Below are 18,291 nucleotides of genomic sequence, written 5' to 3' on the forward strand. Positions count from 1 at the left end.
CCCACCGCCCTGAAGTTTCGCTGCTAGGCTGGTGTCACGAATTCGAGCGCAGGGTGCCGATCGGTGGCGGATCAATTCTTCAGCCGATGGTCAAATGCTGACTGCCATGCAAGAATGCATGGACGGGTACGCCCTGCCAGTCACAAATTGGAGGATCCATGAGGACCCTGCTGCAAATGACTCCGGTTCGCGAATGCGCCGCTACCGCGTGCAGTTTCAACGACCGTGGCTGCCATGCTCCGGCGATTACCGTGGCTTCGACGGGTGATGCGGCGTCCTGTGCGACGCTCGTGGAGTCATCGCTGCAGGCCGGGATCGCGGAGGTGACCGGCACCGTGGGTGCGTGTGCGCGTGTCGAGTGCACCTACAACACCAACCTCGCCTGCACGGCAGAGTCCATCTCCGTCGGTCCCGGCGTCACCACCAGTGACTGTCGCACCTATCAGCCTGCCTGACAGTCGCAGGCGCAACTGCACCAGAGCGCCGAGATCGGCCGGGCGGTGCGACCGATGCCGCTTGGCAAGGTAAGGCTTACCTACTAAAGTCAGGTCCCTGGGTTGAGCTCGCCTCTACTCGTAGCCGAGGGGACTGACATGGTGCTCCATCCTGCCGAGCGACCAGCGGAGCTGACGGACGCCGCACCGTATTTCTCCGTACGGGCCGATCCGGACGCTGTGCTGGCACGGTCCGCCCTGGCCGCCAGTCCTTCCCTGCGGCTCCAACTCGGCGATGTCGCTGCCGACCTCGTCGAAGCGCACACCATCCTGCACGACGGCACGGTGGTCCTCGCGGTTGATCCGATGACCCCCACCGGCGGGCTGCTGGTGGCCGCGCGTGGTCGGCCGGGAGCGGTACGGCTCGATGTGACACAACTCGTCCCGGTTGCCGTCAGGTCCCGAGTGTGGGCCCGAGTCCACGTGCTGGGCACCTCGCACCGGTTCGACCCGGGCATCTTGGACACATGCGACAGCGACACCATCATGCCTCTGCTCGACCTGCCCCCCGTCGCGTTGTGGGCGGTCGAACCGGTCGAGGTCGGCCTCGCCCGCGACATCGGCGGTGCCACGGTGAGCATCAGCGCCTTTCGCACTGCGCAGCCAGACCCGCTCGCCGCCGATCAGGCCCGAGACCTGCAACACCTCACCCAATGTCACGGCGATGTCCTCGATCGGCTCGCCACACTGGTCGACCCGGTGCTCACCGTCGGGGCGGCCCGGGTCGTACCGGTTGCCGTCGACGCCGACGGCATCGTGCTCCGCGCAGAGGCACCCGACCGGCACACCGACGTCCGGCTGCCTTTCGCCCACCGCCTCACCAGCCTCGCCGAAGGACTGCGGATGCTGCTCGCCCAGGCGGCGCGGCGCGGGTCCGCCTGCCCACCCCGGACTACGGCGGGTGCGCAGCGGACGCCGGTGGCCGTTTGCGATCTGCCCAAGGGCGTGTGCGGCATGTCGCTGGCGTGACGGGCTCGGTGCCTGCTCACACCCCTTTCACCGCTGCGTGCCGGGACCGCCCGGTCGTCGGTGTGGGCACCATTGCAGCAGTCGCTGGATCAGGTCGACGTGCATCCCGGCGCTGGGCAGGGTCGCCGCCTGCCACTGTCGTTCCGACCAGCGGGCGCCTGGTCGGGAGCTGGCGGAACTCTGGGCCGTCGAGGTGCGGGACGTGCGCTCGTTTCGGGATTGCTGCTTCGTCGCCGCCGATCTGCGGTCTGGGCTGAATCGGCTGTCGGAACATGCCGAATGAGACGTCCTCTGAGATAGCTTTCCTGCCCCGACGGCCAGGAGAGGATCACGCGTTGAGTGGGCCCTGACCGCACCCCGCTTCACCGCCTGGCGACAGGCCCCGCACCTATGACGGCGTCAGCGGATGCATCCCCACCCACGACCTCCGCGACATGTTCTCAGCACCGCCAGGGTCGGCGTCGGGCGAAGTCGTCGGTGCCCAGCACCGTCGGCGTCACCACCAGCGGGTCGGGCATCCGCCGGATCATTCGGATCAACGTTGTCCGGGACACCGATACCGCCCGCCGCTGCGCCAACCGGCTACCCGGTCGACCGCCAACGCCACCGCGACCGCTTCCAGTTCACCAGCCGCCAGGACCGTGTGCCGGGCATACCGTCGGGTCGGGCCGGGCACCTGTTCGACGAACGTCCGCCGCTGGCACCCGCTGTTGACGCAGGTGAACCGGCGAACCGTCAATGCGACCAGCACCTCGTGGCGACCCAACCGGACGTCGGTCAACCGCCGCGTGTAGCGGCCGTGCACCGTGCTCGACCAGACACCATCGACTCCGCACACCGCCCGCACCGTCCGCGTCGCTGCATCGATTCTTGCTCCAACGGCCCGGACCACCACGGCTTCAGACGCAGGCCAACCAGGTGCGGCAGCAACGCCACGATGATCTCCACCCCCACCTGAGCTACTGGTGAGCGAGACTCACCAAAAGGTGCCTGAACCCAATTTCACGCGTCGGCGACGGAGCCAGGCATTCGCTGCTTCCCCTGGCGTATCCGGCTTACGTCTTCGGCTGATCATCATTGGATCCAACAGTGCCACTTTCCGACCGAAAGTACGGTCCTCGCCACGAAGGGTCACAACCTAGGCTTTGGTCCGCTCTGTTCGCGGGCCACTTCACCGGGCGGAAACGTGCAGAGTCGGGCGGGCCAGGTCAGGCGGTCGATACCAGGCCTGAACGGCGACAAGAGTCGCTGGTCATGGGGGAGTGGGGGTTGTGTGGGCTTCTTCGACAGGCTCCGACGTGTTGCAGCGCAAGATCAGAAACCTGGCCCGGCCGGTCGTGTGGTAGCGGGTCAGCCTGCGTCTGCGTGGCACCAGCCGGCGACACCTAGACAGGTGACTCCGCCGGTACGGACCGCGAGCCAGCAGACGATCTGGGTTCCGGCCGGACAGCCGACGACCGTCGCCGGATATCCGATCCCGGGAGGTTTGATCTATGTCGGCAGGCATCTGACTGCTCCCAATGGTGGGATCGAGCCTGCGCTTATTGACTCGACGCTTCGGATTGACAGGAATCGGCCCGACTGGGACGGCAAGGGGTTGGACTACTGGCCGTCCTACGGTTCGCTCCCTGCGAGCAGTAGGGCCGCCTACCTGACCTGGCTCGCCGATGGGCGCCGCTTCGGCGCCGTGCCCATTGGTTACGTCTTCCTCTTCTTCTACGGCCTTGAGCGGCGCGTTCTGGTCGACATGCCGAACGACCGGGCCCTTCGCCGAGAGTTGCCCGCGATCGTAGCCGAGGTTCGTCGGCTCCTCGACATCTATGGCGCCAACGGCTCGTTCCGCTCCTACGCTCGCAAATTTCTCGAGGTTCTTGAGTTGATCGGCTCGGCTGAAACCGGTGCCAGCGACGGACGACCACCAGAGCTCGCGCCTGACCGGTGGCCCATCCCGATGAAGCTACGGCTTGCGTTAGGTGAGTTAGCCGCCGGCGGCACTCCCGTACCAGCCGAATGGGCCCGTGCCTGGGCGTGGTATTTGCCGTCGCTGTATCCACGCACCCCGCAGACTCGATGCCCTGAAGAGTTCGACCGTCTGTTCGCCAGGCGTTACGCGGAACGGTTCAGGGACGGCTTCCGTATCAGGCCGGGTAAGGCGCGAATCGGGGTGACCTACCGGGCGGCCAGTGCGGGTATCGACAGCGCTGACGTGCAGCTCGATCTGCCTGACGTCGTCGAGCTCGCTGGACCGGCCCGCAAGCTGACCGAGATCGTCGATGCCGTCACCGACGACCTGGACGCCTACAGCCGTTGGCTTGGCCGCAACCCAGATGGTCGTGGGTCGCTCGCCGCAGCCGCCGTGCTGCCTTCCGAGCTGCTGGACCTGCGCGCAGGGCAGGTCGGCGCCCTGCGCGCCTGGTGCGAGGAGCGCCTGGCAGACGAGCGCCATGTTGTCGTCGACGCGCCTGAACTCGTTGCCTTCTGGCCGACTGCTCAGCCCGGGAAGATGACCAAGGCTGAGTCGGTGTCCCTCGCTCAACTTCTCGGGCGTATCGGCGTCGGCGTGGAGCCAGACGTCCGGCTCGGCGGATCAGCACTTTCCGCCGGACCTGCCGTTCTGTTCCGCGTCTCCGCCGATGCCCCGCATACCGCAACACCCGCCTACACCGCCGCCGCCACCCTGCTGCACCTGGCGGTTGCGGTTAGCGCTTCGGACGGCACCATCAGCGACCAGGAACAGCATCACCTGACCGCACACCTCGAAGCCGCGCTGCATCTGACAGTCCCCGAGAGAACCCGTCTGCAGGCGCACCTTCGATGGCTGGCTGTCACCGGAGTCAAGCTCACCGGGCTGAAGAAACGCATTGAGCTGCTCCGGGCAGACCAGCGTGAGACCGTCGGCGACTTCCTGATCACGGTAGCCGCCGCCGACGGAGTCATCTCGCCGGAAGAGGTCACGAGCCTCACGAAGATCTACAAGCTCCTCGCCCTTGACCCGGACCTCATCTACGGTCGCCTCCATCAACAGGTCGCTGGTCCCGTCGCTTTCGGGGCGAAGCAACCCCCAGCCGCGGTGCCCGTGGTCGTGCGTGCGGCGGGGCCCGCACCAGCGGGATACACGTTGCCGCCCGCAGCAGCGGCAGCTCGCCGATCATCTACCTGGGGCAATGGTCAACGAGTACCGGCAGAGGCTTCCGGCGTTGTTCTCGACGAAGACGTCATCGCCGTGAAGCTGGCCGAGACGGCGGCCGTCTCGGCGCTGCTGTCGACCATCTTCACAGACGACGAACCGCCTTCACCCCAGTTGGCCGCGACATCAGCTGCGCCCAATGGTGGGCCGGCAGCTCAGCCCACCACGCAAGCTCTCATTCCCGGTTTGGATGCCGTGCACAGCGAACTCCTGCGATCCCTGGCGACGCAGCCGACGTGGACCCGCTCGGCGTATGAGGACCTCGCCGAGCGGCACGGCGTGATGCCGGCTGGAGCGTTGGACCTGCTCAACGAGGTCGCCATGGATGCTGCGGGGGAACCTGTCGCCGAGGGCGACGATGATATTGAGATCAACGACTACGCGCTTCAGGAGCTACTGCGATGAGCGTTACTACCCCCATCGGCCAGGGTGCCCGTATCAGGCCCCGCGAGCGCGACGCGATCATCCAGTCGCTGCGCGCGGGAGTGGTGCCCCGTGCCGGGCAACAGCACGTCCAAGTCGGTCGGGCCGCGGAGGTGCAGGCGCTTGTTGCCGACACCACCCGCATCGCTGACGGTGGGGCCGGCAGTCGTTTCGTGATCGGGGAGTACGGCTCGGGCAAGACGTTCTTCCTGCACCTGATTCGCTCCATCGCGTTGGAGAAGCGTCTGGTCACCGTTCACGCGGACCTGTCGCCCGACCGTCGGCTACATGCCACCGGCGGGCAAGCACGCAGCCTGTACGCCGAACTGATGCGCAACATGGCCACCCGCGCCAAGCCCGACGGTGGTGCGCTGGCCAGCGTCGTCGAACGGTTCGTGACCCAGGCGCTGACCGAGGCGCGCGACACTGGCCAGAATCCACAGGTGGTCATCCGTGTCCGGCTCGACGCGCTCAGCGAGTTGACGGGCGGCTACGACTTCGCCGATGCCATCGCCAAGTACTGGCAGGGCCACGACACCGGCAACGAGCAACTCAAGATCGACGCCGTCAGGTGGCTGCGCGGCGAGTTCTCCACCCGCACCGACGCCCGCAACGCCCTCGGCGTGCGCACCATCGTTGACGACGCGTCCTTCTACGACCACCTCAAGTTGATGTCCCGGTTCGTCCGCCTGGCCGGCTACGGCGGCCTGCTCGTCTGCCTCGACGAGATGGTCAACCTGTACAAGCTGGCCAACTCCCAAGCCCGCAACGCCAACTACGAGCAGATCCTGCGCATCCTCAACGACAGCCTGCAGGGAACCGCATCGGGCCTCGGGTTCCTCTTCGGCGGAACACCCGATTTCCTGCTCGACACCCGCCGCGGCCTCTACTCCTACGCCGCCCTGCAGTCCCGCCTGGCTGAGAACACCTACGCCACCGCCGGGCTCGTCGACTACTCCGGTCCCGTTCTGCGCCTGGCCAACCTGTCACCTGAGGACTTCTACGTCCTGCTGGCCAAGCTGCGTCACGTCTACGCCTCCGGCGACCCGGCGGCCTACCTACTGCCCGACGAAGCCTTGCACGCCTACATGAACCACTGCGCTTCCCGCATCGGGGACGCCTACTTCCGCACGCCGCGAAACACCATCAAGGGCTTTCTGGATCTGCTAGCGATCCTCGAACAGAACCCCGGACAAGACTGGAGGTCCCTCATCGGCGCGATTCACATCGCCGCCGAGACGGACCCGGACCTGGAACCTCTCGACGACGCCGGCGAACCAACTGGCCAGACCGCCGACGAACAACACCAAGAACTGTCCGCTTCCACGGGAGGCCAGAGCTTCTCTCACACGCCAGCCGTAACCGTGACCGCCAGCCAACTGCCTCCCGATGACGACGAGCTTGCCTCCTTCCGCCTCTGACCCTCAGCAGCAGGTCACGGCAACGGCCGCGACGCGACGCGACGCCGGCTCATCGTCGGCATATCACCTACTGCATCCCAAGGTGCAGCGGTGGATCCACGATCAAGGCTGGGACCAGCTGCGGGACGCGCAGGAACGCGCAGCGCGGCCGATCCTCGCGGGCGACACTGACGTCATCATCGCTGCCGCGACCGCCAGCGGAAAGACCGAAGCAGCTTGGTTGCCGATCTGCTCAGCCGCCGCGGCTCGGCGGGAGGCGAGCGATGACGTCGCCGGGATCGGCGCGCTCTACGTCGGGCCGCTCAAAGCGCTGATCAACGACCAGTACGAGCGGCTCACCTACCTGTGCGAACGGCTCGACGTTCCGGTCCACCGATGGCATGGCGACGTGGCGGGCTCACGCAAGTCGCGGGTTCTGCGGGAGCCGGACGGAATTCTGCTGATCACGCCCGAATCGCTGGAGTCACTGTTCGTCAACCACGGCGACAAGGTCGCTCGCATCCTCGGCGACATCAGCCACGTCGTCATCGACGAGCTGCACGCGTTCATCGGCACCGAACGTGGCGCCCAACTGCAATCACTGCTGCATCGGGTGGACCTTGTTCTGCGGCGCAGAATTCCGCGGATTGCCTTGTCGGCCACTCTCGGCGACTTCACCGCAGCGGCAGCGTTCCTCCGCCCGGGCCGCGGCGACGCCGTCACCGTGATCGCGTCCGACGATGACGCCCGAGAGATACGACTGCAGCTTCGGGGCTACGTCGCCGCGGCCCCCCGTCCCCCCGGCCAGGCGTACGCCACACCTCAATCTGGCGCCACGTCTGAGGCCGACGACGGGGAAGAATCGTGGGACAAGGCTGGGATCGCCGACCACCTCTTCCGTACCCTGCGGGGAAGCGACAACCTCGTCTTCGCCAACTCCCGCAGCGCCGTCGAGCTCTACACCGATATGCTCGATCGGCGGTGCAAGAACAACAACGTCCCCAGCGAGTTCCTCCCGCACCACGGCAACCTCTCCAAAGAAATCCGCGAGCACGTCGAAGCACGGCTCAAAGACCGCACCACGCCGGTCACTGCCATCTGCACGTCAACCCTGGAAATGGGAATCGACATCGGCTCCGTCGATTCGGTGGCCCAGATCGGAGCGCCAGCCAGCGTCGCTGGAATGCGGCAGCGGCTCGGCCGCTCCGGACGCCGAGCCGACCAACCCGCCGTACTGCGGATGTACGTCTCGGAGCCCGAACTCACCGACCGCACACCCCCCACCGACACGCTGCGCAGCCAGCTCGTCCAAAGCGTCGCGATGGTCGACCTACTGCTCGCCAAGTGGTACGAGCCACCGGACACCGCGAGCATGCACCTGTCGACCCTCACCCAACAGGTCCTGTCGGTCATCGCCCAACGCGGCGGCGCACAACCTCAGCAGCTCTATGACGCATTGTCCGGCCACGGCCCGTTCGCGCGCGTCGACAAGAGCACCTTCATCGCTCTCCTGCGTTGCATGGGTAAGCAGGACCTGCTCACCCAAGATTCGCAAGGACTTCTGCTGCCCGGCGGCGTTGGCGACCGCCTCGTCAACCACTACAGCTTCTACACCGCCTTCACGACCCCGGAGGAGTTCCGGCTTGTCGCGGACGGCCGCACCATCGGATCGCTGCCGGTCGACAACCCGATCACCCCTGGAATGCTGCTGATCTTCAGCGGTCGACGCTGGAAGATAGTCGCGGTCGATGCACGGCAGAAGGTCATCGAACTGGTCAGATCCGGTGGTGGCCGCCCCCCGGGCTTCTCAGGAAGCGGCGGCGAAGTCGCCGACGCCGTCCGACAACGCATGCGCATGATCTACCAAGCAACCGAGACGCCCCGCTACCTCGATCGCCAGGCCCAAGCACTCCTCGAAGAAGGACGTGCAGCCTTCAACAGGTACGGGCTGGACAGCCACGCGATCCTCGGCTGGGGCAACGACACCCTCCTGTTCCCCTGGCGAGGGGACAAGATCATGAACACCCTCGCCGTAGCCCTCACACGAGAAGGACTAGAGGTTGGCCACGACGGCGTCGCCCTGACCATCCGAGGCACCGACCCTGCCGGGCTATGGGAAACCATCAGGCACCTCGCCGACGAGACACCACCCGACCCTCCGGTACTCGCCGCGGCGGTGCCGAACAAGGCGGCAGACAAATACGACCAGTACCTGACGGACGATCTGCTCACCATCGCCTACGCAGCGCGGGCCCTCGACGTACCAGAAGCCTGGCACGCGCTGCGGTCGATGGCCGCAATGCCTCGCCCCGAGCAAGCCTGTGTGCTCGCCCCCGAGACCGTCAACCACGATCGCAGTTGCGCGCCCCCTGCACCTGGTCGATCAGCAGCACAGCCTGTTATGCGGCCGCTGGCTCAGCTCGGGCAGACCCCCTTCGCGGTCATCGACCTGGAAACCACCGGCTTCGCCTCACACCGAGGCGACCGGATCGTCGAAGTCGCGGTCGTGCGGCTGTCTCCCGCAGGACAGATCGAACAACGATGGGCCACCCTGATCAATCCCGATCGAGACCCAGGACCCACCCATGTACACGGCCTCACCGCCGCCGACCTCGCCCTCGCTCCGCGTTTCAGTGACATCGCCGGCGAACTCGCCAACCAGTTGCGCGGTGCCATCGTCGTTGCGCACAACGCACGCTACGACCTCAGCTTCCTCGACGCCGAGTTCCACCACCTCGGCTACCCCGTCCCGGCATGGCCCGCACTCTGCACCCTCAGCATGTCCCACCGGTATGGCGGCGGGGCGACCCGCCGACTCACAGACCTCTGCCTTGCCGAAGGCATTCCTATACAAGCAGCGCACTCCGCGCTCGGCGATGCAACGGCCACCGCACAGCTACTCAAGAGGTACCTGAACCGCGCCCGGCAGGCCGGCGTCACCGACCTCGCCGAACTCGGCTGCCACCCCCTCGAACTCCCTCTCACATGGGCAGCGCCGACCGGCCATGGCGCCACCCTGGTGCGTCCGTCGGCTGGCGCCGGCCACGGCACGCGCAAGCCCAACCCCCACATCAGTCTTGCCGGCGTAGCCGCCCGCGTAGAGGCCGCAACCACCGGCGACTCCCGCGCCGACGCATACTTCGACGTACTCGACCGTGCCCTTGCCGACCATGTCCTCAGTCACGCCGAGGTGGTGGCCCTTCTCGAAGTGGCCCGGACATGGGGACTCTCCAGCGACCGAGTGCACCTCCTCCACCAGCAATACCTCGCCGCTCTGCTTCGCGAAGTGGCGGGAGCCGGAAGTCCGGGGCAATTCGCTGACCTGGAAGCACAGCTACGCACACTGACCCACGCCCTAGAATCCGCTGAGCCACCCAAGAATTCCGGCCAGACCCGGGCCTGATGGGCCGCTGACATCGCTGTCGTGACTTGACGTGCTCGAGCCAATCAAGGTGATTCTGCGGTCAGATCGGTGAGCAGGACGTCGATGAGACTCTCCTCGTAGGCGGCGACTTGCTGCTCGACCATGAGTCGTCGCAGGTCCGGATCCCATGGCGTCTGTGGCAAGGGCTCGGTCTGTAGCCGGATGCGGTCGTCTGCGGGGATTTCGGCGAGGCTTTCACGGTAATCTGCAGCGGTCATCCGCCACGGGCGAGCGGACGGTATGCCGTCCAGCAACGCGGCGACATGCTGCAGGCCGGCACGGTCGAAATCGGCGCGCACATGCACCTGCCAGCCGGTGCCCGCCAGTCGAGCGACAGCGTTGATTTCTGCTGCTGACGGTGTGCCAACCGTGCACAGCAAGCGAAACTGACGCGCTCGGCCCGCCGTGGCCAGTAGGTCGGCCGCGGCGGTGACAACCGAAGGATTCTCGGTGACGAAAACCGGGGCACCGCGAAACGGCGGCTTCGGCCAGGCGCAGCGGGCCAGTTCTCGCGGGGGAAGCGTCACGACGGCGCCGTTCGGCAGGGTCCAGCCGTCGGGGTGGATTCCCAGGGCCAGCAGGCCGCCGGTCAGGTCGTCGCAGTCGACGCCGACCGCCGCCCACGCGGCTCGCGGCGCTAGACCCGCGGGGACGCTTTCGGACGCGACGAGAACGGCGAGGACGAGGCCCGGGAGGGTTCCGGTGTCGAGCGCGTGCGGGAACCTGGTGACGGTGTCGGCGAGCCTGCGTCGGTCTATGCGTGCGCCGCCGGTGGGCAACCTCGCGATGACCGCTGCGGCGTGGTCGGCGATCTGTGCCGACTTCTCGCTCGCCACAAGCCGGGCGACCCATCCCGTGCGTTTCAGAACTGGCCAGACTGCCGTGATGTCGATATCCGTTGCGGCGAAGGCGCGGGTCATGTGGTCGCGAAGTCGTTCTACTGTGTCGCGGCGTCGGGCGTTGTCGCGAACCCGCGTGCCTAGCGCCCGCCCGGTGACGTGGGCGGCGAGCATCCCTGGGGTCAGCCGTTCGTCGTGCGTCCAAAGTTGCGCGGTTAGGGCATCCAGGTCGACGCGGATGGTCTGACCGCTGCGAGGGGCTCGGCCGTGGAGAAGGCCGGTTGCGGCGGCGCGCGCGGTGGCGCTGGTAGGGGCGGTGACGGTGGCGGTGCCGGTTACCAGTTCAGGGTCGCCTCGGCGGTCTGCGGTGGTCGCCAGTTGATGCCACAGCCAATCCAGGTGTTCGCCGCGGAACAGTCCGTCGTCGATGCCGGCGCAGTCGGTGCCGCACCACGGGCATGTGGTGATCATGCCGGTTGTTCGAAGGGGTCGCCGGGCAGCGGGCTGGCTCCGCGTACGAGCATGGGGAACGCGACCACGGTCGTATCGGGGCCGGCTTCCAGGTCCCAGGCGTCGATGCCGTCCCAGGCGCCGGGGGCGCCGTCCCACAGGTAACTGGTGCAGATCAGGTCCAGGTCGAGTTCGGCGATGTAGCGGGCGAGGCCTTCCCGGCCGCGTTCGTCGACCTCCGCCGGTACCTCGTCGAGAGCGGCGAGCCGCAGGCCGGCGATGTCGAGTTGGTCGTAGTAGGCGGCGATGGCGGCGAGCATGGGCGCGAGCACGACCAAGCGGCGTTCACCGCCGGACAGCCCGGTCTTGGAGGTCCAGCGGCTGACCTGCCCGTCTGGGCGCACGATCTCGTACCAGATGTCCAGCCATCCGCGCACATCAATTGCATTGGTGAGTTTCTCGGCCATGGTGGCGCCGTCGGCGCCGGCGATCAGCGCCTGCAGTGCCTCGCCAACTTCGGCTTGCTGGTCGGCGGTGAGCACTGATCCCTTGCAAGCGAGCCGATGGACGGTGAGTTCGGCGGCGCTCAGGTCTTTCGCCAGGCTCTTGGCGATGCGGACGCCGACGCCGGAGGAAGCTGCGGCTTTCTGCATCTTGCGGTTGACGTCCTTGACCCAGTCTTCGATGCTGACCCACGCGGTGCCGATGGCGAGGGGCAGGCGGCCGATCACGAATTCGCGTAACGCTGATTCCTCGGCTCTGTCGAGGGCTGCCTGGGCGCGGTCTCGCAGCCGCAGGCCTGCGTCGGCGGCGGTCGGCGGGGTATAGCCGATGCTGTCGTGTGTCAGGTGGTAGGTGTCGAGGTTATCCACCGTGTCACCTGGGTCGAGTGTCCAGAGACCGGCCAGTTCCGCGCGGCAGCTGTCGTAGCGTTCTCTCAAGATTCGGCGGCTGGTGGTGCGCCGGCCCGGCAGAGCCTGACCGACCGCAGCTATGACAGTGTCGGCATCGGCCGGGGAGGGGACGGTACCGGATGCGAACAACACGGCTGGGACCCCGTCGACCTCCAGGAGGGTGCGCAGCTGCCGTAAAGCCGCTGTCACCGGTGGGCGCGCATCGGTCGCCCGCTGCTGAGCCTGCTCGAGGTCGAAGCCACGCCGCCTGACGGCGTCCTGCGCGTCGGTGGCCTCCTGCCGCATGCGGATCATTTCGCCGGCGAGGACTTCTCGTTCGGCGACCACTTCGGCATGCTTGCTCACCGCTGCGCGCGCCTCGAGGCCGACAGCTTGCACGAGCGCTCGATGATCAGCGGCGCTCCGCTCGGCGCGTTGAACCGTGGTGGCAGTGTCTGCGTGGTGTTGCCGCAGCCTTTCGTTGCGTTCGCGGTCATCGTCGACGTCGGCGATGAGACGGGCCAACCGTGCCCCGAAACGGTCCGTCAGTTGCGTGGCTAGTTTCCGGAGCTCCTTAGCTCGGCGTTCGCCGTTGTCCCGCAGGGACCCCAGCTGGTCGATTTCTATGGGCAGGCCGCGAGTCCTGGTCCGCTGTTCCCACTCCAGGCGCAGTGCCCGGGCGGTCTCCGCCTGTTCGGCGGCTTTCTGTTCGGCGTCTGTTGCTTCCTGCCTGGCGTCCGCGACCCGGGTCGCGGCGACAGCCCGGGCCGCTTCCGCTGCGTGCGCCGCGACACGCGGAGGGAAAGCACGCATTGCCCGGGCGATACTGTCGGCGTCGCTGGCGAGATGACCGGCGGTCTCGTCGTGCCGGCGGGCTTCGCTTTCCAGCAGACCCGCCTGGGTGTCGAGTTCGTCGGCCCACTTTCGGGCTGCGGCGCGCCGCTGCGCTGCGCCGATGTATTCGGCTGGCCGCAGCAGAGCCGGGTCGTGGCTGCCCGGCGGCCGCCCATGCAGGGGGCCGGCGGAGAAGGTTCCGTCGCGGCCGATCACCAGGCCTGTCGGGCCGATCGTGGGATCGCACGTGTCACGAAGCGGGATACGGCGCAGGACGTGGTCGGCAGCAACGGCGTCCGGATGGGTCGGGTCGGCGACCAGCACCGCGGCCAGGCTTGGCTCGGCGAGGTCGCCGGAGGCTTCGACGTGCCAGGCGGAGGTTCGGACGCTGTCTTGTTGCAGGGACGCGCCGAGCAGCCCGCTGACCGCCATCGCGTTCTCGATGAGGGCGCGCTTCGTCGGGTCGGTGACGCTGTGGTGCCATTCGATCGCGTCGGCGAAGGACTGCCCTTCGGCTGCCGGTCCGGCCCAATCGGGGCGCGGGATCGGCAGCAGTTTGCCGGCACGCAGCTGCCGCCCCTCGGCCCGCAGGTTCTCGGCGTCCAGGCGTAGCCGTTTGGCTTCTTCGACGGCGGTGCCTACCCGTAAGCGAATGGCCGCGATAGCGGCCTCGCCGGCCCGGGTCACGAGGGTGGCGATGCCGTCGATGTCAGCCAGCGTCCGGGCTGGTTCGTCGGCGGTGAGGCTGTTCAGGTCGATCGCCTGCCAGGAGCCGTCGTCGCGGACGTCATTCCTGCGGGCGTCGGCGACGACGGTTTCGAGTTTGCCGTATTCGGTGTACCAGCCGTTGACGCCGTCGAGGAGGGTGATCACGGCGTGGCGGGCCTCGTTGGTGGCACCTGCGAGCCGCTGCTGTTCGCGATCGGCTTGCACGCGCGCCGTTGCTGCCGCTGTAGCCGTGCGCTTGGCTTCGCGTTCTGCACAATCTGTTTCTTGACGGTCGGTTAGCGCCAGCCGAGCTTGGTCGCCGTTGGTCTGGTGACCGGCGGCCAGTGCCCTCCACCGCTCGGCTGTTTCTTCGATCCGGTGCTTCTCGACCGCCACCACAGCGCCGGGGCCAGGATCGACGGTCTGGTCCCCGACCGGGTACGGCTGGCGGGACCGGCTCGTTTGTGTCAGGACCGGCTGTTCCGGGCGGGCCTGGGGATCCGTCGCCGAGGCGGTGTCGGCGAGGTTGTCGATGTCCGCGAGGATCTCGGCGGCGGTGGCGGCTAAGCTACCCGCGCGGGTTCGGCTGGCGTCGACCGCGGCACGGAAACCCGACAGAGCGTCGGCCGCTCGGCCTTGCTCCGCCTCGACACGCGCCTGAAGATCACCAAGGCGGCCGGCGGCCTTGTAGGGTTCCGAGTTTTCCAGTGCGCGCACATCGGCGTCCAGTTGCGCGGCGTTCTTCTTCACGATGTCGAGCTTGGCCGCGGCGCGACTCTGCACCTCCTGGGCCGCGTCGAGATTCCTGGATGCCCGCCGCTGTTTGCGTTCGGCGTCGTCGACGGCGTCCATTGCGTCGGTCACCGATTTGTGTGTTGCACCGACCACGTCGACGACGTGGCCGGCCCATGCTTCCGCGAACCGTTCGAGTGCTGAGGCGGCGTTCCGGTCGCGTTGGAAAGCCGTGCGCGTCGCCTCCGATTCCGCCAGTGCCTCGGCGGTGGCGGCGACCACGTCGTCGGAGACGCCGGGCAGTGCGTCCCGCAGCGCGTGGGCGGCCGCTTGCGGCGACACGTCACCGAGCAGAGTGGGATTGCGGACGGCTCGAACCCGGTTGGCGAGTTCGATTAGTTCCCGTTCGCTGGCTCTCCACAGTCGCGTCGCCAAGTTTCCGACGTAGGCATCTTCGTCGGCGAAGACGGTCCCGCCCGCCCCAGTGATGACGTCGCGGAACTGCTCGTCGGACAGAAACGCTCGACCGGGACCATACAGCGGCACATCGTGCAGCGGCAGTCCGGGCACGGTGAAGGGAAGGACGCGTACCGCAGGGGAGCTGCTCTCGCTGAACAACAGCCGTACGCCGTAGGAATGGATGCCTTCGTCCGCCGGCGCGGCGAGGGTCAGCCACAGATAGCCGCAGCGGCGCCGGCTGCCGCCGGCACCTTCGCGCATCAGTAATGACAGGGAGGTAGGCCGAGCCTTGCCGGCGGCCAAGCGCTGCGGGTTGAGATCAAGCAGGTACGGCCACAGCGCTTCCAACGCTGTGGTCTTGCCGGTGCCGTTCGGGCCACGGAGCAGCAGCCGTCCACTCGCCGCGTCTAGTTGTAGGTCCCCGTAGCGCCAGACGTTGGACAGACCGGCCCCGACCAGCCGCCATCGCCCGGTGAACCGCTCGGGATGCCCCGCAGGCTCGATGAGCTCATCGCCGAACAGCAGGGGAGCGTCACCGACCGCCATCTAGCTCCTCCCCGAGTACCGGAATGTCCTGCTGGTGGGCCGTTGCGGCGGATTTGCCGGATGGGCGACGGGAGTCTCGTCGCGGTGGTGGCGGCGGCTCCCATCTGCCTGCCGCGGGCGAGAACCACCAGGTCCCGGCTTCGACGCGCAGCAGGTTGGCGCCGTTGAGCAGAGTGACGATCTCGGCTGCCAGGCCCGCCGGGTTAGCAACGTGCTCGGCCGCCCAGCCCTGTCCGGCGTATCGCTGCGAGAAAGACGTCAGATGCGCGGTGACGTCGGCGGCGTGCATGCCGCGCCAACCGGGCCGATCCGCGTCCACCACCCCGTGCGCCTCGGCCACGTCGCACAGCAGCACTGCGGCGTGAGCGACGGTTCCCCCACTAGGGAACGGGCAGTCGCCGAGGGCGTCGCGAGACCGGAACGACTCAGTCGGTACCACGAAGGCCGCCCCCTCCGCACGGCGCTCAAGGTGCAGCCCGAACGCCTCGGCCAGCGGCAGACCGTCGTCGCCACGAACTCGCCGCGACAGCCAGTCTGCCTCGTCCGCGTCAAGGTCGCTGGCGTAGACGGCGGTATCGTCGACGAGGCGGCGGCGCATACGCCTGGCCGGGTCCGCTTCCCGCTCCACCTGCTCCAACCAGCCCACCGGGTCCAGCACCGGATCAGCGGTGCTGAAGTTGGCGATGACGTGAACCAGGCGATGATGATGAACGGCCAGCAGGACGGGCGGGTCGTCGTCGCGCAGAAACTGATTGAGGTCACCGTCGAGGCTTTCCACCACGCCGCGCCGCTCGAGCATCTTGACGGCTGCCAAGATTGCGTGACGTTGCGGCATGTCGTCTGGGGTGGGCACTTCGGCCTCCGCCGCCGCACCACGCGCCGCCGAAACGAGCTGCCCGATGCTCACACGCGGTGCCATCGACTCCGCAGCCGCGACCAGCAGGAAGAACCACGAACATGTCAGCGGGCCAGGACCGTCGGCCGCCCACGCGTCGCGGCGCACCGGCGGTGACTTGCGCAGCCGGACGAAGTCGCGATCGACCACGAGAACCCAACCCAGGCGTCCCAGCACTTCACGGACCGCTTCCTCGTTGCGGCGCACAGTGGCGATGGCGGTGTCGTCGCGGCCGGCGACCAGCCACGGCTGAACCATGAGCAGACGCAGCACGGCGGCGGTCTCCGCCGCCGTTTCCGGTTCGGCCGCCCGGCGCTGCCTCCACGCCTTGGCGCCCGCGGACGTCGTACTGCTCATGCGGCCGCCTCCGGTACCGGTTGCAGGAGCATCACCGCGCGAGTCGCCGGATCGCGGCGCGTCGGCCGCGGCGCGGCGATCCACCGGCCCGGCAGGTGGAAGACCGGCATCCGGCCGGGCAGCAGCACCCGCCACGTCGGCGCGACCAGCACACCTGCTCCGTCGCCGATGTGAAAGAGCGTGCAGGACAACCCATCACGTAGACCGGTACGCCGGTCGGTCGTACCTGGTGCCAGACCGGCACGGACCGCGGTCATCAGTGCCGCGAGCGCGACCTGCGCCGCGCGTGGTGACAGCTGCTCGCCCGGCTCACTCGCGAGAATCTCCTCGATCGCCGCCGCATGCTCGGCTCTCCTGAGCTCACGCGACGCCTGCACTGCTGCCCGCGCCGCCGAGTCGTCGCGCGCCGCTGGCGCACGGCCTCTCGCGCCCGTCCGACCTGTCGTGCGTAACAACTCGGGCAGCTCCACCGCCGGCCCGCCCCGCCACGTCGGGTTGCTAGACAGCTCCGTGTCGTCGGACTCCCCGTATAGCTTGCGCCACCGGTGATCGCCCGTGGCCGCCTGCAAGATTGCCGTGCCGTACTGCGGGTCGAGGCACGCCTTTGCGAGCAGCAACGCGCGAGCACGCCCCGTGGCGTAGCCGGCCGAGCTGTGCAATCGTCGCAGGTTGGCGTGCATGCCTGGTAGCGCACGAACCAGCCGTAACGCGAACCTGCTCGACCGGCCGGTGTGCGGATCACACCACGCCGTCAGACCCGCCCAGTCGCTGACCTGGCCACCCCTGGAAGCGGTGAGCGCACCACGCTCAATGAGGGCGCGGGCCTGCGATTGGGCTACCGCGATCTCGGCCAGCGTCGTGAAGTACGGTCGCAGCAGCCGGTGCAGCACGTCATGGGCCAGCTGGGCGCCGCGCTCCAGTTCCCCGGCAACATGCGTGGCGTAATCCACGAGCAGCCCCTTGAGCTCGGCGGTTGCTTCCTGATCGAGATCGAAACGGTCCGCCAGGCTGGCAAGGCTGTCCTCCGCACCCACCAGCGCCGTATCCAGATCGTCGTGGCCGGTGAACAGCCGCCCGATCAGCTCCGCGATCTGCGCGTCATCGCGCCGCGGTAAAGCCAGAGCGGTCGCCAGCTGTTCCACCGATTCCACGATGCGCGCCAGACTGGGCAGCGGAATCTCGCGCATCGTCGGGGTGGCGGCCAGCACTGAGGTGTAGAAGCGGTGCACCTGTCTCCCGGCGGGCGTCGCCGTCCAGCGCCAGTTCCGCGCCAGGATGTCGGCATGCCGGCGGATTCGCGACGGGTCGCTGCGCCCGGTAGTCGCCGTCCAGTCCTTCAGCTTGTCCAGCCGCTTCTGCACCACCGTGTCGGACATCGCCGGCCCGCCGGCCGAAACCAGCACCGCGATCTCGGAAGGAGTCAGGTCGGTCACCGACGACTCGAGCACTGCCATGATCCTGATGTAATCGTCCGAGCCGGGCGCGACCAGGTAAGCCATCGCACGCCGCGAATCGGTCACCTCTACGTGGAACGTCTGCGCGTCATCACCGTCAGGACTCGGCCCGCGTTTCGTCCTGTCCGCCACTTCAGCATGCCCTCCCCTGTGCCGTGGTGCGGCATCCCGGCGCACGCCTCCACAGCTTCGCAGAAGACCTTATCGACCACCTGCGACAATCTGTG

General features: G+C 67.7%; 10 protein-coding genes. 5 read left to right on the forward strand and 5 right to left on the reverse strand.

Going from position 1 to position 18,291, the window contains the following annotated elements:
- Positions 1 to 158: 158 nt before the first annotated feature.
- Entirely contained in the window at positions 159 to 455 is a 297-nt protein-coding gene (locus JQN83_RS10370; RefSeq protein ID WP_208566894.1) for a DUF1540 domain-containing protein, read from the forward strand.
- Positions 456 to 593: 138 nt separating this feature from the next.
- Positions 594 to 1,463 (forward strand): DUF2470 domain-containing protein, encoded by an 870-nt coding sequence (locus tag JQN83_RS10375; protein WP_244252183.1) that lies wholly within the window; start codon positions 594 to 596, stop codon positions 1,461 to 1,463.
- Positions 1,464 to 1,998: 535 nt separating this feature from the next.
- On the opposite strand, the gene JQN83_RS32950 is transcribed toward JQN83_RS10375, so the two are convergent.
- Complete coding sequence (locus JQN83_RS32950; RefSeq protein WP_244252184.1) at positions 1,999 to 2,301, reverse strand: hypothetical protein; 303 nt, start codon at positions 2,299 to 2,301, stop codon at positions 1,999 to 2,001.
- Between the two features lie 555 nt (positions 2,302 to 2,856).
- Between JQN83_RS32950 and JQN83_RS10385 the strand changes: the two genes are divergently transcribed.
- The 3 genes from JQN83_RS10385 to JQN83_RS10395 are packed head-to-tail and all read left to right on the forward strand — an operon-like array spanning position 2,857 to position 9,876.
- The gene (locus JQN83_RS10385) at positions 2,857 to 5,055 is read left to right on the forward strand and encodes a tellurite resistance TerB family protein (RefSeq protein ID WP_208566895.1); all 2,199 of its coding nucleotides are present in this window, start codon (positions 2,857 to 2,859) and stop codon (positions 5,053 to 5,055) included.
- Positions 5,052 to 6,494 carry an ATP-binding protein gene (locus tag JQN83_RS10390; protein WP_208566896.1) on the forward strand — a complete coding sequence of 481 codons (1,443 nt, stop codon included), beginning with the start codon at positions 5,052 to 5,054 and terminating at the stop codon, positions 6,492 to 6,494. The genes JQN83_RS10385 and JQN83_RS10390 overlap by 4 nt, the downstream gene beginning before the upstream one ends.
- Positions 6,463 to 9,876 carry a DEAD/DEAH box helicase gene (locus JQN83_RS10395; RefSeq protein WP_208566897.1) on the forward strand — a complete coding sequence of 1,138 codons (3,414 nt, stop codon included), beginning with the start codon at positions 6,463 to 6,465 and terminating at the stop codon, positions 9,874 to 9,876. The genes JQN83_RS10390 and JQN83_RS10395 overlap by 32 nt, the downstream gene beginning before the upstream one ends.
- 44 nt (positions 9,877 to 9,920) lie before the next feature.
- Here the strand turns inward: JQN83_RS10395 and JQN83_RS10400 are convergent, their stop codons facing one another.
- The 4 genes from JQN83_RS10400 to JQN83_RS10415 are packed head-to-tail and all read right to left on the reverse strand — an operon-like array spanning position 9,921 to position 18,130.
- Positions 9,921 to 11,207: a DUF2399 domain-containing protein gene (locus tag JQN83_RS10400; protein ID WP_208566898.1), complete on the reverse strand. Its 1,287-nt coding sequence runs from the start codon at positions 11,205 to 11,207 to the stop codon at positions 9,921 to 9,923.
- Positions 11,204 to 15,358, reverse strand: a complete 4,155-nt coding sequence (locus JQN83_RS10405) for an SbcC/MukB-like Walker B domain-containing protein (RefSeq protein WP_208566899.1) — start codon at positions 15,356 to 15,358, stop codon at positions 11,204 to 11,206. Before JQN83_RS10405 ends, JQN83_RS10400 begins: the two co-directional genes overlap by 4 nt.
- A complete protein-coding gene (locus tag JQN83_RS10410; protein WP_208566900.1) occupies positions 15,345 to 16,610 on the reverse strand; it encodes a TIGR02678 family protein in 1,266 nt (421 codons plus the stop codon). The genes JQN83_RS10405 and JQN83_RS10410 overlap by 14 nt, the downstream gene beginning before the upstream one ends.
- On the reverse strand, positions 16,607 to 18,130 hold the full coding sequence (locus JQN83_RS10415) for a DUF2397 domain-containing protein (RefSeq protein ID WP_208566901.1): 1,524 nt from the start codon (positions 18,128 to 18,130) through the stop codon (positions 16,607 to 16,609). The genes JQN83_RS10410 and JQN83_RS10415 overlap by 4 nt, the downstream gene beginning before the upstream one ends.
- Positions 18,131 to 18,291 lie beyond the last annotated feature (161 nt).

Origin of the sequence: Micromonospora antibiotica (genome assembly GCF_017599305.1) — a bacterium.
In the GTDB taxonomy this organism is placed as follows: Bacteria; Actinomycetota; Actinomycetes; order Mycobacteriales; family Micromonosporaceae; genus Micromonospora; species Micromonospora antibiotica.

Bases quoted from the DNA above. Each gene is read 5' to 3' on its own strand.
- JQN83_RS10370 (WP_208566894.1), top strand. From the start codon at position 159: ATGAGGACCCTGCTGCAAATGACTCCGGTTCGCGAATGCGCCGCTACC.
- JQN83_RS10375 (WP_244252183.1), top strand. From the start codon at position 594: ATGGTGCTCCATCCTGCCGAGCGACCAGCGGAGCTGACGGACGCCGCA.
- JQN83_RS10390 (WP_208566896.1), top strand. From the start codon at position 5,052: ATGAGCGTTACTACCCCCATCGGCCAGGGTGCCCGTATCAGGCCCCGC.
- JQN83_RS10395 (WP_208566897.1), top strand. From the start codon at position 6,463: ATGACGACGAGCTTGCCTCCTTCCGCCTCTGACCCTCAGCAGCAGGTC.
- JQN83_RS10400 (WP_208566898.1), bottom strand. From the start codon at position 11,207: ATGATCACCACATGCCCGTGGTGCGGCACCGACTGCGCCGGCATCGAC.
- JQN83_RS10405 (WP_208566899.1), bottom strand. From the start codon at position 15,358: ATGGCGGTCGGTGACGCTCCCCTGCTGTTCGGCGATGAGCTCATCGAG.
- JQN83_RS10410 (WP_208566900.1), bottom strand. From the start codon at position 16,610: ATGAGCAGTACGACGTCCGCGGGCGCCAAGGCGTGGAGGCAGCGCCGG.